This is a genomic window from Scandinavium sp. NPDC088450 (assembly GCF_044900545.1).
Classification (GTDB): domain Bacteria; phylum Pseudomonadota; class Gammaproteobacteria; order Enterobacterales; family Enterobacteriaceae; genus Scandinavium.
Genome location: NZ_JBJDNI010000023.1, coordinates 46,665 through 59,791, shown reverse-complemented (window position 1 = coordinate 59,791; position 13,127 = coordinate 46,665). Strand labels below are relative to the sequence as shown.

Genomic DNA, 13,127 nt, shown 5'->3' with positions numbered 1-13,127 from the left:
AGGGATATTAATAAATTCAGTATGTTATTGCTTTGTTATCGCCGGAGCCACACGCGTCACCGGCGAGCTCTGACGGTTCTCCCAAAGCACGGTCAGCCCGCGTTGGAGGGCAATAAAAATGAACAGCAAAATGCCGATGGCTATTTTAGTCCACCAGGAACTGAGCGTACCGTCGAAGTTGATGTAGGTCTGAATCAGCCCCTGAATGCCCACCCCAAACAGCGTGCCCAACACAGTCCCCACACCGCCGCTCAGCAACGTGCCACCAATCACCACCGAAGCAATCGCATCCAGCTCAACGCCCACACCAGCCAGTGCATAACCCGCTTGCGTGTAGATGGAGAACACAATGCCCGCCAGCGTCGCCAGCCCCGTTGAAAGCATGTAAATACGGACTGTGGTGCTGCGGGTAGAAATCCCCATCAGGTTAGCTGAAATCGCGCTGCCGCCGATGGCATAAACCTGATTGCCAAAGCGTGTGCGATGAGCCATGAACATGCCCGCCACCACCACCAGCAACATCAGCACACCCATGGCGCTAAGGCGCCCACCACCGGGGATCATCCACGCCATATCCGAAAGCTTGTCGTACAGCGGGTGGTTAATTGGGATCGACTCTTCCGAAACGAGGTAGCTCACGCCGCGCAGGAAGAACATGCCCGCGAGGGTGATGATAAAAGCAGGGATTTTCAGGGCGTCGATTAGTAGCCCCATAAACGCGCCGAACGCGCAGCCCATCAGCAACACCAGCGGGAATGCCACCAGCGGCGACATACCCCAGAAACCGATCGCTTTGGCCAGGAACACTCCGGTGAAGGCGATCACCGAACCGACCGAGAGATCAATCCCGCCGGAGAGGATCACAAAGGTCATGCCGACGGCGATAATCCCCAGAAAGGCGTTATCGGTCAGAATGTTGCAGATAACGCGCGTGGAGGCGAAACCCGGGAATTGCGTCAGGCAGTAGAGATAGCCGAGGATAAACACCCCGAGGGTGATCATCAGCGGCAGGTTACGTTTTATCATGGCCGCGCACTCCTTTCAGTAAGCTGATAAAACGCGGAGACTGGACAATCAGCACGCACATCACCACCACCGCTTTCACCACCTGATTCAGCTCCGGCTGGAAACCGGAAAGCAAAATTCCGGTGTTCATACCCTGGATGATCAGCGCGCCAATCACCGACAACAGCAGGTTGAAACGTCCGCCCATCAGCGAACCGCCGCCGATCACCACCGCCAGAATCGCATCCAGTTCCAGCCATAACCCTGCGTTGTTGGCATCCGCACCACGAATGTCGGCGGCTACGATCACCCCGGCAATCGCCGCACAAATGCCGCTCAGGACATAAGTCAGCATCACCACGATGCGCGTGTTTACCCCGGCGTTCTTCGCCGCGCGAATGTTGATCCCAACGGCTTCGATAAACATCCCCAACGCGGTTTTACGGGTGAAGAGCCAGAACACGATCAGCGTGACCAACGCGATGATCACCGGCGTTGGGAACAGCAGTAACTTGCCGCTGCCAATCCAGGCTAACGACGGCGAATCAAAGGTGACGATCTGCCCGGAGGTGATCAACTGCGCCACACCTCGCCCGGCCACCATCAGGATCAGCGTCGCGACAAACGGTTGGATCTTGAGGATCGCCACCAGAATGCCGTTCCACAATCCTGCCAGCACACCCGTGCCCAGCGCAGCCAGCAATACAACAGGCAAACTGTGCCCGGACACAATCATTGAGGCCGCCGTGGCTCCGGAAATCGCCATCACCGCGCCAACGGACAAATCAATGCCACCGGTAGCAATGACCAGCGTCATACCAATCGCCAGCAGCGCCACAGGTGCCGCGCGGTTAAGAATGTCGATTGGGCTGCCGAACAAGCGCCCGTCCTGCAACACCACCTGGAAAAAGTGAGGCGCGACGAGGCTGTCGACCAACAGAACTAAAATCAACGCCGCAAGTTGCGGCATCCCCGTCGGCCAGCGAAAGCGGCGTTTCGGCGGGGTGGTTTGAGGAACAGATTGTGGCATCACTGCTTACCCCTTATGCCGCAATAGCATTCATGATCGCCGGAACGGACAGCGCATCCAGCGGGATCTCTGCCACCTGTTTACGATCGCGCAGGATGATCACCCGATCGGCATAACCCACTAATTCTTCAAGTTCAGAAGAGATAACCAGCAGCGCCAGACCATCAGCGCAAAGCGTTTCAATGAGGCGAATGATTTCCGCATGCGCCCCGACGTCAATGCCTCGGGTCGGCTCGTCGAGGATCAGGAACTGTGGACGCGTCAGCAACCAGCGGGAGAGCAACACTTTTTGCTGATTACCGCCGGAAAGGAACTCAATCGGCTGTTCGGCACTCGGCGTGCGAATGCCGAGCTGACGTATAAACCGCTCGGCAATCTCATTTTGTTCACGCCGGGGGATCGGCCGTAGCCAGCCGCGTTGAGCCTGTAGCGCCAGAATGATATTTTCCCGCACTGAAGCGGCGGCGATAATCCCGTCAGTTTTCCTGTCTTCCGGGCAGAAACCAATGCCCAGACAAGAAGCCTGATGCGGCGATCGCAGCGTCTGCGGTTTGCCTTTGATCTCCGCACTGCCGCTGTCTGACGGTTTGATCCCGAAAATAACCTCCGCGGTTTCGGTACGCCCGGAACCGAGCAGCCCGGCAAGCCCCACAATTTCACCAGGCCGTACCTGCAAATCGAACGGCTCGATAACGCCTTTCTTGCCGTAACCTTTGAACGCAGCGACAGGTTTATCGCTAAGCAACGTACGGCCTGCACGTTGCAGCGCATTGTTGTCCAGCTCGCGGCCCAGCATCATTTTGACCAACTCTATCTGCGGCAGCGCTTTGGTTTCCCGGCAGCCGACAAAGCCGCCGTTACGCAAGACGGTGATCCTGTCGCTGACCTGATACACCTGATCGAGAAAATGGGTGACGAAGATCAGACTGACGCCCTGATCGCGCAACTGACGCATCAGGGTGAAGAGCATTTCCACTTCCTGGGTGTCGAGACTCGCGGTCGGTTCGTCGAGGATCAGCACTTTGGCTGAAAGATCGATGGCGCGACAGATAGCCACAATCTGCTGCATCGCCACAGAGAAGCGGTTCAGCGGTTCGCGCACATCCAGTGAAAAGCCGTACGAAGCCATCAGCTCGGTGGCACGCTTTTCCATTTCTTTACGCTGGATCAGCCCGAAACGGCGTGGTTCGCGGCCGATAAATAAGTTATCCGCCACCGACATATTCGGCAGCAGATTCACTTCCTGATACACCGTCCCAATACCCAGCTGTTGAGCATGCGCGGTATTTTTCGGGGAGATAGGCTGGCCTTCCAGCCAGATGGTGCCGCGATCGGCGTGATAGACACCGGTCAGGGCTTTAATGAGGGTCGATTTTCCGGCGCCATTTTCGCCAAGAAGTGCCATGATTTCACCGCGTTTCAGGCTGAAATCAACGTTATCCAGCGCTTTTACGCCGGGGAAAAATTTGCTCAGGCCTTCCGTGCGCAAAATGTCCTGCTGCTGCTGGGTGCTCATGAGTGACCCCTCTCCCTAGCCCTCTCCCGCGGGGAGAGGGAACGATTCGGTGCAGGTTTTGACTTTCTCCCTCTCCCTGTGGGAGAGGGCCGGGGAGAGGGGATCAGACAGCTCTGAACCTCCTCTCCCAGCCCTTCAGAGGGAACAAAACCAGCGCCTTCACCTTCCGGCCCTCTTCTTTTGGAAATGAGCCGGGACAAAGGCGCTGGCACAACGAATCAGTAACCCATATCTTTTTTCTTATCGAGCTGCGCCTGGGCGCTGTCTTTCAGATAGAGCTGTGAGTGGGTCAGGGTCAGTTTCGGCGGCATGGTGCCGTCTTTCTTGAACTTCTCAAGCGCGTCAAAAGCCGGACCTGCCATGTTTGGCGTCAGCTCGACGTTGGCGTTGGCTTCATCAGCCAGCATCGCTTTATAGATATCCGGCACGCCGTCGATGGAGCCGGTCAGAATGTCTTTGCCCGGTTTCAGACCGGCTTCTTTGATGGCCTGAATGGCCCCGATAGCCATGTCGTCGTTATGGGCGTAAACCATGCAGATGTTCTTGCCGTTGTTTTCAGCCTTGATGAAGCTCTCCATGACTTCCTTCCCTTTACTGCGGGTAAAGTCACCGGACTGAGAACGAATGATTTTGATGTTTGGCGCTTTGGCGATGGCTTCTGCAAAGCCTTTCTTACGGTCAATGGCGACGCTTGCGCCAACGGTGCCCTGCAGTTCAACCACGTTACACGGTTTGCCCGCTTCGGTTTTCACCAGCCAGTCGCCGATGAGTTTCCCTTCGAGGATGTTGTCGGCGGTCACCGTGGTCATGTACAGCGATTTGTCTTTAACGTCGATGGAACGGTCAAGCAGGAACACGGGGATCTTCGCCTGTTTGGCTTCTTTCAACACTGGTTCCCAGCCTGTCGCCACCACGGGTGCGATGAAAATGGCGTCCACGCCCTGAGCGATAAACGAACGTACCGCTTTGATTTGGTTTTCCTGTTTTTGCTGACCATCGGCAATTTTCAGGGTGATACCGCGTTTTTCAGCTTCACTTTTCGCCACGCTGGTTTCGGCAGCACGCCAACCGGACTCCGATCCGACCTGCGAAAATCCTACGGTTAAAGGAGCAGCCATCGCCATAGACGACATGGCTGCGGTAACAGCGGAGACCAAAAGTAAGCGCTTCCACATAGGGGTATCCTCTTCGGGTTATTGTTGGTAAAAGCGACATCTGCCGAAAAACTATAGACAATGGGAAATGTAACGGGATGCGTTACATCACACTTCCAAAAAGAGAATTGGCAAATTGTAAGCGCTTCCACAAACGTATCGAGGAAGCGGCTGTGTTTATGGATTTTTCACCTGGTTAAAGGCTCTGAAAATCAGCGCCGACGTGGGCGGTCGCTGAAAAGAAGCGAAGACATTTACAGTGAGTTGGCTATAATACCGGGCACTTGATTGACCTACATTTTAAAGGAATCAGACATGAGCTTACTCAACGTCCCAGCGGGCAAAGAGCTGCCTGAAGATATCTACGTCGTTATCGAAATTCCGGCTAACGCAGATCCTATCAAATACGAAATCGACAAAGACACCGGTGCGCTGTTTGTAGACCGTTTCATGTCTACCGCGATGTTCTATCCGTGCAACTACGGTTACATCAACCACACCCTGTCTCTGGACGGTGACCCGGTTGACGTTCTGGTCCCAACGCCATACCCACTGCAGCCAGGTTCTGTGATCCGCTGCCGTCCGGTTGGCGTTCTGAAGATGACCGACGAAGCCGGTGAAGATGCGAAACTGGTTGCGGTACCGCACACCAAACTGAGCAAAGAGTACGATCACATCAAAGATGTGAACGACCTGCCAGAACTGCTGAAAGCGCAGATCTCCCACTTCTTCGAGCAGTACAAAGCGCTTGAGAAAGGCAAATGGGTGAAAGTAGAAGGTTGGGACAACGCAGCAGCTGCAAAAGCTGAAATCGTTGCCTCCTTCGAGCGTGCTCAGAAGAAATAAGACTTCCGTCTTTGAGAACACCGCCTCCGGGCGGTGTTTTTCATTCTAAGATAGCCATCAGCCTTGCCAGTGCTTCTTCCACAATTTCCGTTGATGCCGTTTCCACTTTCCTTGCACCCCGACTCTCCAAATCGATCATCCGCACTTGATTAACCAGCACAACCCCCTGGATTTGCGAGCCACTTCCGCTCAAGGAGACGCTAAACCCCGCATCACGGGCAAAGTTTCCGCCCTGAGTCACGGGAGCCACCAGCGCCGTGCCTGTCCGGTTAAACGCACGGGTCGATAAAACAAGCGCTGGCCTGCTTTCCCCTTGCTGCTCTCGTCCGGACACAGGGTTAAAACTCACCAGCACGATGTCTCCCCGTTCAAAACCCGGTCTTTTCACCATACTTCGTTGCCCGTTGGCTTATCTTTGCCCCAGACATCCTCTTCCGAACGCTTCGGCGCATCCAGATCGCACTGCGCCAGCAATTCATCAAGCGTGTAACGCTTGCGGGCCACGGGCGTTAAAATCAGCTGATTATTTTTCACTTCTGCCTCCATGCTCTGGCCTGGTATCAGGCCAAGCGATTTCACCACGACGCCAGGAATGACCATACCGGTACTGTTTCCCCATTTTTTGATGACGATTTTCATAGCCCCTCCAGAAGTTAGACAAAGTATAACCTCTGATGAGCTGATGTCATGTTCTACGCGCTTCTTTTTTAACCTGCCAGAACTGATTGGGGATTTTAAGCAGAACTGCGTGGCGATACGGAGAAGGGAGGAAAACGGGAATGCGTTGCAGGAAATTCTTCTGCGTTGCTCGCAAAAATAACGCCACTCGAAAGTGGCGTTATTCCTGTCAGAACTGGTCTTTATCGAGCCAGTTTCCGGTGTCAATCCTGGTAAATCCTTCCACCGAGCGCTGATAGACATACATCCACGCGCTGCCATACGGTGTCTGGATCAAATGGCGTGCGTACTCACCGCCTTTGGTGCGCAGCGCATCAAGCTCGGCGAGCGTCGAGGCGTCGATTCGATACACTTCACCTGCTACTGTTCCTTCGCCGGGAACGGCGCCTGGATAGTGGCCCAGGCTGTAGAGCTGATAGTTATCGACGCTGTGATCGCCCAGCCACTGAGCGTTGGTCATCCAGTGGCTGTTGCCCTGTTTGCGTCGTAAACTGCCGTAAACAAATATTCGCATTGCTAAAACTCAAACTGATAGAGCAGATCAAGTGCCTGGTCTATGCCAGACACCGCTTCCAGATATAGCTTAGGCATCAGGCGATAGCGTAACGTGAGTGTGGCTAAAGAGTCAAAGATACCCACACCGTATTTCACCTGCAGACCCGGCATGATATAGCCGCTGACGACCACTTGCGAGGAATCACCCACGCCTGCGGTATCCAGCGCTAAATTGCTTACGCCAAAGGTCTCGCCGATTTTACCCACAACCTGCCCACTTTGTGCAACCCCTAGTCCGACCAGCGCCGAGGTCATCGCCGCGCCATCGCTGCCTTCGCTTTCAAGTCCCTGCCCACGAAGCAGGTAAGAAAGCGCCATTTGCTGCGACATAGCGGGGTCGGAGAAGATTTCTGCCTTCGGTTGATCGGCCATACCGGTCACACGCACGCCAGCAATAACGTTATCTTCCGTGGCTTCCGGGTTACGAATCGCTTCAATATTCAACAATGGCTGGTCCGGTGGGCCTGAGAAAAGTAGCACGCCTTTGCGCACAATCAGGTCCTGACCATAAGCATGGAAGCGCCCTTCCGGAATGTTGATCTGCCCGTTGAGGCCCAAACCTTGTTTGTCCTGTGCCACTTTCAGGTCGCCGGTCAGACGTGCTTTCAGGCCAAACGCATCCAGACGCACGTTGTTGCCCACGTGAATGGTCAGGTTGCTGTTGATTGGAATACCGGCCGTCTGAGGATTGACCGGTTTCAAATCTTTGTCGAGCATCACTTCATCACTGGACACGCCGACAGCGCTTTCCGGCACATCATGAACCACGATACGCGCCCACGGCACATCAACGTTGCCATCGAGCGTGAACAGGCTCGGCGTCGCGGTAAACACCACATCAGGTGAGACATCCAGGCGCACCATTGGCGGCACCGTGATACGCACGCGGCTGCCTTTCGCCGCCACCTGCGCACGCCAGTTATCGATTTGCGTCCAGTCAGCATTTCCGCTCAGGCTTATCTGGCCTTGTCTCGTCGCAATGACGCCATCCAGCGTTGAACGGGTACCGTTGAAGTTCATCGCAATGCGGCTCGGCTGCATATCAAACGGCATGAAGTTGCCGTCGATATCCAGGCCGCTCAAAGCCAGCTGCCCGAATAGTTGCGGGCTCAGAACATTGCCGCCCAGACGCAGATTGGCATTAAGCAAACCTGTTGCTTTTTCACCGCGAGAGAAAATCGGGTTAACCATCGCCAGCGAGAAATTGCGAATGTTGACGTTGCCGCCCAGATTACGTCGCCCTTGCGGATCGGTGACTTCAACCTGCCCGTCCATTTGACCGTTATTGGTCAAGCGGATTGTCCAGCCCAGCAGCGCACGGTTGTTATGCAAATCGGCACTCAGATTCAGCGTATCAAACGCTACTGGCAGCGGCGCATCGTTGACGGTCTGCGTCACCTTCACGTTGCGCCCGGAGAGCGTCACCTTGCCCTGTGGCAGGCCTTCTTTGGTGGTATCCCAGCTCACGTCGGCATTACCGCTAAACACGCCGCTAGCCTGAGTGGCTTCCGGCATAAACGGCTTGAGCATCGCCAAATCAAAGCGATTAAGATTCACCACCGCACGCCCGCTTGCGCCCGCATCAATGGTTTGCGGTACGCACAGCTCAGCGTTCGGGTTAGTCCAGCAATGAGGGCCGACGCTGATTTTTTGCTCTTTGTTACGGTAATCGAGAGCGATAGCGCGTGAGAGCGACCATGGCCCCACCGGCGTCTGGAAGCGGGTATTGCTCAGCGTCCCTTTCCAGCGCACCTCTTTACGATCAAAGCTCCCGGCCAAATCAAGCTGGCCAGAGACCGGTTCGCCCTGAATGCGCAACTCCAGCTTGTGCTGCTTCTCGTTACCTTTTGCCGAAAGCTGCACGCGGCTGATGTTCACGCCAGGTTGAGCAAGGTTGTCCACTCGCACATCCAGATTGCCGCCAATCTGGTCGGTGGATTTGATGTCGCCTTTGATGTCGACCTGCGCCACGCTCAGTTCCTGCCAACGCAGATGGCGCGCGGTGATATCCGCCAACAGCTGCGGTGCATCGACTGTGCCGCGTACTTTCAGCAAGCCTTTCGCCGTGCCGCCAAGGCCTGGCAGCGCATTGTCGAGACCCGGCGCATCGATGGTGGCATCCAGGTTCAGCTCTTTCACCCCGAGCTCACCTTTCACGTCCGCACTGTTACGACCCAGCTCCAGGTGCAGACCAGGGATTTTCCATTGCAGATAGCTGTTGCCGGAAAGCTTGCCCTCAACGTTGACCTTGTTTTGTTTCACGTTGCCGGTGAGCTTCAGTTCAGGCACATCCATCTGCCAACTGCCGCCGTACAGGCTGCCGCTGGTTTTAATGAGCCCGTTGAGTTTCGCCGGCCACTCAGGCGTTTCTTTGGCGGTATTGATCCCGTCGAGCGTCAGTTCGCCGCGCCAGCTGATGGCTTTCTGCCAGTCAAGCAGCGCTTTGAGTTCCGTTTTGCCTTCCAGCGCCGCGATGGTCAGCTTGTCGAGATTCACCTGCAGCTCGTTGCCTTTGGCATCCAGCGTGACGGTGGCTGGCGGCACGCCCTGCCCTTTGACTGCAGTGCGGAAAGAGAGGGTGTAATCGGTCATTTTGCCACTGAGCTTCAGTTTCAGGTTGTCCGCCTGGAACTGTTTTTCCCCGGTGAATGGCCAGTAAACCTGTTTGCTCAACACTTCCAGATTTAGCGGCAGCCCGGCTTCCGCCAGCTGTGCCTGAGCACGCAAATCCACATCGACCGGGCCAGACAAATTAATCCCCACGTCGAGTTGCTTACGCACTTCGCCGCCGATCTTCATTTTGATCTTCTCACCCTTCACCGGATCGATGTTCAGGGTGCTGTTGAGGGTCAAATCAACCGGCCAGTTGTCCTGCAATTTTGCAGTCCCGGTAGCGTTGACGGTGCCCTGGCTGGAATCAACGTCCAGCGCATCGAGCTTCATATTGCCGTCGATACTGCTGACTTTCAGCAGCAGCTTGTAGACCGTCAAATCGGTGTCGCCCGTTAACCGAAGCTGCTCGCCACGGAACTCTTCAATGTTGAGGTTCAGCGGTAAATGCACGTCGGTCATTTCCGGCAGCACCGGTCTGGAGAAGAGATCTTTCATCGTTTCGCCAAGCGGCTTTTCATCCGGCTTTGGCTTGTCGATTTTCGGCTCAACCACCTGTTCCTGCGCCACTTTCGCGACTTTCGGCAGGGCAATCAGCAAGCCTTGCAGTGAGGTCGGCTTCAGGGTCAGGTTTTTCTGCTGCCAGTTCAGGCCGGAAGTGAAATCCATCACTGACACGGTGGTGTCGTCGATTTTTATATTGACGTGATCCAGCGCTACCCGGCTCAGGGTGATGGGATACGGCGTGGAGAGATTCAGCGGGCCGCTGTCCTCTTCTGGCGCAGGGACGGACGGCGGCATTTTTTTGCTGTCGATAGCCACATTCACGTTGCTGAGTGAGATATCGTTCACACACAGGCTGCTGTTCCACAGGCATTTCGTATCGACAGCCAGATGGAACTGCCCGGCATCAACGGCCACACCCGGTTGTTGGTAGCGCAGATTTTTAACGGTAAGATCTTTCCAGCCGCCGATAACCTGACCAATCGAGAGACCCGGCACCCAGCGATCTGCGGCTTTAAAGACCAGATGCAGGCCCGTTGTCGTGCCCACCAAAAAAGCCACCGTGCCCAGCAGCAGAACGATAAAGACCAGCACGCCGAGGCTAATTTTCTTCCATAAACTCATAATTCAGGCCCCAGACCGATGTAGAACTGTAAACCGTGCTCTTCTTTGTCGCCCACCGGCACCGCCAGATCCAGCTTGATCGGGCCGACAGGGGATTGCCAGCGAACGCCAACGCCCGCACCGGTTTTGAAGTCGTTATCACGGAAATCATTCACCGCTTCGCCGCTGTCGACGAACACCGCGCCCCACCACTTGCCGGTCACGTTGTACTGATATTCCAGTGAGCCGGTTGCCAGGCGCGAGGCCCCGGTGAGTTTGCCGTTAGCATCTTTCGGGGAAATGGACTGGTAGGAGTAACCACGAATACTGCGGTCGCCCCCGGCGAAGAAGCGCAGGTCCGGCGGCACTTTGTCGAAATCGCCGGTTTCAATCCAGCCGATATTGCCGCGAACCACGAAACGGTGGCGATCGTACAGCGTACGAATCCAGGTGTTTTGCGCCTGGGCGACGAGAAAGTCGACGTCTGAGCCCCAGGCGGTGTTCGACACATCCACGGAATAGCGCTGCGAATCGCCCCATGTTGGCATCAAGCCACCGCGCGAGCGGGTGCGGCTGACCATCACGCCCGGATAGAGCAGCATGGTGGTGTTAGTCACGTCAGCCTGGGTAAAGTGAGAAAGGCTCCAGCGCAGATTAATCGCGCGCTGCCAGCCGCTGGAAAGATCCCAAAAGCGTGACACGCCAAGCGTGGTGGAATCAGATTCGGTATCGTTAAGATTGGTACGCTTAAAGCCGCCCTGTACGGTGTAATACTGCTCAAGCGGGTTCTTCAGCAGCGGCATTTTGTAGGTAAAATCGAGCTGCTGTTCCGGCGCTGAGAGACTCAGGTCTGACGTCAAACTGTGGCCGTAGGAGTTTATCCACGGCTTGTTCCACGACGCTTTCACCCGAGGGCCGACATCCGTTGAATAACCGACCCCTGTCTCAATAATATTTTGGGAACGCGGCGATACCACGCCCTCCAGCGGCAACACTTTGGTCTTACGCGCTTTATCAAATTCAGGGGCCACCACCACAGAATTAAACCAGCCGGTCGCCGATAAGCGGCGGTTTAGCTCAGCCAAATCGTCAGAGGTGTAGTAGTCACCTTCTTTGAAAGGCACCAGGTTTTGCAGGTAACGGTCCTGAATCTGCGCCCCCTGGAACGTTACTTTGCCAAAGCGGTAACGTTCGCCGCTGTCATAATCGATATCCCAGAACGCCTGATGCCGTTCGAGCGACACCCCGAGCTGACTCTTTTTGAATTCACTGTCGAAATAGCCCTTACGCAACGAGACGCCGGTCAGGTCTTTTTTGAAGCCGTCATAATCGCCATGATTGAGCACGGTGCCGACCGCTGGGCGCTTCTTTAGCAAATCGAGATAATCACGATCGGTGCGCGCACCGCCGCGCAGAATCACGCTGGTGCCACCAATTTTCACCGGTTCGCCCGCGGTAACATGCGCAATCAACACCTGCCGCCCTTTCTTCGGCGGCGGCTTCAGCTCGAAATCAATCTTAGGTTCGTAGTATCCCAGGGCTTTCAGCCCTTCGCGGATGGCATCATCCACGCGCGCACGGAAACGGCGATCCGGTGTGACCTCGTCGCTTTCAATCGTTGAGAGCTGAGCGCGAACGTTTTTCAGCAGCTCACCCGACAGTCCATCTACCTGCAAACGTATGTTTGCCGCACCGGCAACACCACTGACCAGCAACAGGCTGGCCCAACATAACTGGCGAATTTGTGGCACGTTATCTCCCAAATGTCCTTGTTTCCACCCTGTCAGGAAACACAAAGTCCGATCCACGACTTAACAAAAGTTCAACACTATCGGTTGAAAAAAAGACGTATACCCCAATATTTCTTATGTTTAAATCTAGACGTATTCATTGCCTTTATTGTGTTCAAAGTGAAGCGCTGTGACAACCTTAACCCCAATTTCCTTTATCCGGAGGCTAAACCGTGAGCTTATTCGATAAAAATCATCTGGTTGCTCAATCGGAAGCGCTGCCTGGTCGCAATACACCGATGCCTGTCGCCGCATTACACGCTGTTAACAGTCATTCGATGACCAACGTTCCCGAAGGGATGGAAGTGGCGCTGTTTGCCATGGGCTGCTTCTGGGGCGTAGAGCGCCTCTACTGGCAGATTCCTGGCGTTTATAGTACAGCAGCAGGCTACACAGGCGGCTATACGCCGAATCCGACTTATCGTGAGGTCTGTTCAGGTGACACCGGGCATGCAGAAGCGGTGCGCGTGGTTTACGACCCGAAAGTCGTCAGCTATGAGCAGCTGTTGCAGGTCTTTTGGGAAAATCACGACCCGGCTCAGGGGATGCGCCAGGGTAACGATCACGGCACCCAGTATCGCTCGGCCATTTATCCGCTGACGCCAGAACAGGAAAAAGCGGCGAAAGAGAGTCTGGCACGCTTCCAGGCTGCGATGCATGAAGCGAAAGACGACCGGGCTATCACCACTGAAATCGCCACGGCAAAACCGTTCTATTATGCCGAAGATGATCACCAGCAGTATCTGCACAAAAACCCGTACGGCTACTGTGGCATTGGCGGCATCGGCGTTTGCCTGCCTCCTCAGGGCTAGAAATAGCCAGCGTGTACGTGGCAT

General features: G+C 55.2%; 11 protein-coding genes. 2 read left to right on the top strand and 9 right to left on the bottom strand.

What is annotated here, in order from left to right; translation table 11 throughout:
- Positions 1–24: 24 nt before the first annotated feature.
- The 4 genes from yjfF to ytfQ all read right to left on the bottom strand — a co-directional run bounded on the left by yjfF (position 25) and on the right by ytfQ (position 4,726).
- The gene (gene yjfF / locus ACI2I2_RS18345) at positions 25–1,026 is read right to left on the bottom strand and encodes a galactofuranose ABC transporter, permease protein YjfF (protein WP_404659183.1); all 1,002 of its coding nucleotides are present in this window, start codon (positions 1,024–1,026) and stop codon (positions 25–27) included.
- A complete protein-coding gene (ytfT, locus tag ACI2I2_RS18340; RefSeq protein WP_404659211.1) occupies positions 1,013–2,035 on the bottom strand; it encodes a galactofuranose ABC transporter, ATP-binding protein YtfT in 1,023 nt (340 codons plus the stop codon). The genes yjfF and ytfT overlap by 14 nt, the downstream gene beginning before the upstream one ends.
- A 13-nt stretch (positions 2,036–2,048) precedes the next feature.
- Positions 2,049–3,551, bottom strand: a complete 1,503-nt coding sequence (gene ytfR / locus ACI2I2_RS18335) for a galactofuranose ABC transporter, ATP-binding protein YtfR (RefSeq protein WP_404659182.1) — start codon at positions 3,549–3,551, stop codon at positions 2,049–2,051.
- A gap of 218 nt (positions 3,552–3,769) precedes the next feature.
- On the bottom strand, positions 3,770–4,726 hold the full coding sequence (ytfQ, locus tag ACI2I2_RS18330) for a galactofuranose ABC transporter, galactofuranose-binding protein YtfQ (RefSeq protein WP_404659181.1): 957 nt from the start codon (positions 4,724–4,726) through the stop codon (positions 3,770–3,772).
- Positions 4,727–5,020: 294 nt separating this feature from the next.
- Between ytfQ and ppa the strand changes: the two genes are divergently transcribed.
- Entirely contained in the window at positions 5,021–5,551 is a 531-nt protein-coding gene (ppa, locus tag ACI2I2_RS18325) for an inorganic diphosphatase (RefSeq protein WP_330983385.1), read from the top strand.
- Between the two features lie 40 nt (positions 5,552–5,591).
- Here the strand turns inward: ppa and ACI2I2_RS18320 are convergent, their stop codons facing one another.
- From ACI2I2_RS18320 to tamA, 5 genes are all read right to left on the bottom strand, one after another.
- Complete coding sequence (locus ACI2I2_RS18320) at positions 5,592–5,942, bottom strand: type II toxin-antitoxin system ChpB family toxin (RefSeq protein WP_404659180.1); 351 nt, start codon at positions 5,940–5,942, stop codon at positions 5,592–5,594.
- Positions 5,936–6,190 (bottom strand): AbrB/MazE/SpoVT family DNA-binding domain-containing protein, encoded by a 255-nt coding sequence (locus tag ACI2I2_RS18315; protein ID WP_404659179.1) that lies wholly within the window; start codon positions 6,188–6,190, stop codon positions 5,936–5,938. The genes ACI2I2_RS18320 and ACI2I2_RS18315 overlap by 7 nt, the downstream gene beginning before the upstream one ends.
- A 208-nt stretch (positions 6,191–6,398) precedes the next feature.
- On the bottom strand, positions 6,399–6,743 hold the full coding sequence (locus ACI2I2_RS18310; RefSeq protein ID WP_404659178.1) for a gamma-glutamylcyclotransferase: 345 nt from the start codon (positions 6,741–6,743) through the stop codon (positions 6,399–6,401).
- A 2-nt stretch (positions 6,744–6,745) separates the two neighbouring features.
- Complete coding sequence (gene tamB, locus ACI2I2_RS18305) at positions 6,746–10,522, bottom strand: autotransporter assembly complex protein TamB (protein ID WP_404659177.1); 3,777 nt, start codon at positions 10,520–10,522, stop codon at positions 6,746–6,748.
- The gene (gene tamA, locus ACI2I2_RS18300; RefSeq protein WP_404659176.1) at positions 10,519–12,252 is read right to left on the bottom strand and encodes an autotransporter assembly complex protein TamA; all 1,734 of its coding nucleotides are present in this window, start codon (positions 12,250–12,252) and stop codon (positions 10,519–10,521) included. The genes tamB and tamA overlap by 4 nt, the downstream gene beginning before the upstream one ends.
- 212 nt (positions 12,253–12,464) lie before the next feature.
- On the opposite strand from tamA, the gene msrA reads away from it, so the two are divergent.
- The gene (msrA, locus tag ACI2I2_RS18295; protein WP_404659175.1) at positions 12,465–13,103 is read left to right on the top strand and encodes a peptide-methionine (S)-S-oxide reductase MsrA; all 639 of its coding nucleotides are present in this window, start codon (positions 12,465–12,467) and stop codon (positions 13,101–13,103) included.
- The last annotated feature ends 24 nt before the right edge of the window (positions 13,104–13,127 follow it).

Excerpts from the sequence above, each read along its gene's own strand:
- yjfF (WP_404659183.1), bottom strand. The coding sequence starts at position 1,026 with ATGATAAAACGTAACCTGCCGCTGATGATCACCCTCGGGGTGTTTATC.
- ytfT (WP_404659211.1), bottom strand. The coding sequence starts at position 2,035 with ATGCCACAATCTGTTCCTCAAACCACCCCGCCGAAACGCCGCTTTCGC.
- ytfR (WP_404659182.1), bottom strand. The coding sequence starts at position 3,551 with ATGAGCACCCAGCAGCAGCAGGACATTTTGCGCACGGAAGGCCTGAGC.
- ytfQ (WP_404659181.1), bottom strand. The coding sequence starts at position 4,726 with ATGTGGAAGCGCTTACTTTTGGTCTCCGCTGTTACCGCAGCCATGTCG.
- ppa (WP_330983385.1), top strand. The coding sequence starts at position 5,021 with ATGAGCTTACTCAACGTCCCAGCGGGCAAAGAGCTGCCTGAAGATATC.
- ACI2I2_RS18320 (WP_404659180.1), bottom strand. The coding sequence starts at position 5,942 with ATGGTGAAAAGACCGGGTTTTGAACGGGGAGACATCGTGCTGGTGAGT.
- ACI2I2_RS18315 (WP_404659179.1), bottom strand. The coding sequence starts at position 6,190 with ATGAAAATCGTCATCAAAAAATGGGGAAACAGTACCGGTATGGTCATT.
- ACI2I2_RS18310 (WP_404659178.1), bottom strand. The coding sequence starts at position 6,743 with ATGCGAATATTTGTTTACGGCAGTTTACGACGCAAACAGGGCAACAGC.
- tamB (WP_404659177.1), bottom strand. The coding sequence starts at position 10,522 with ATGAGTTTATGGAAGAAAATTAGCCTCGGCGTGCTGGTCTTTATCGTT.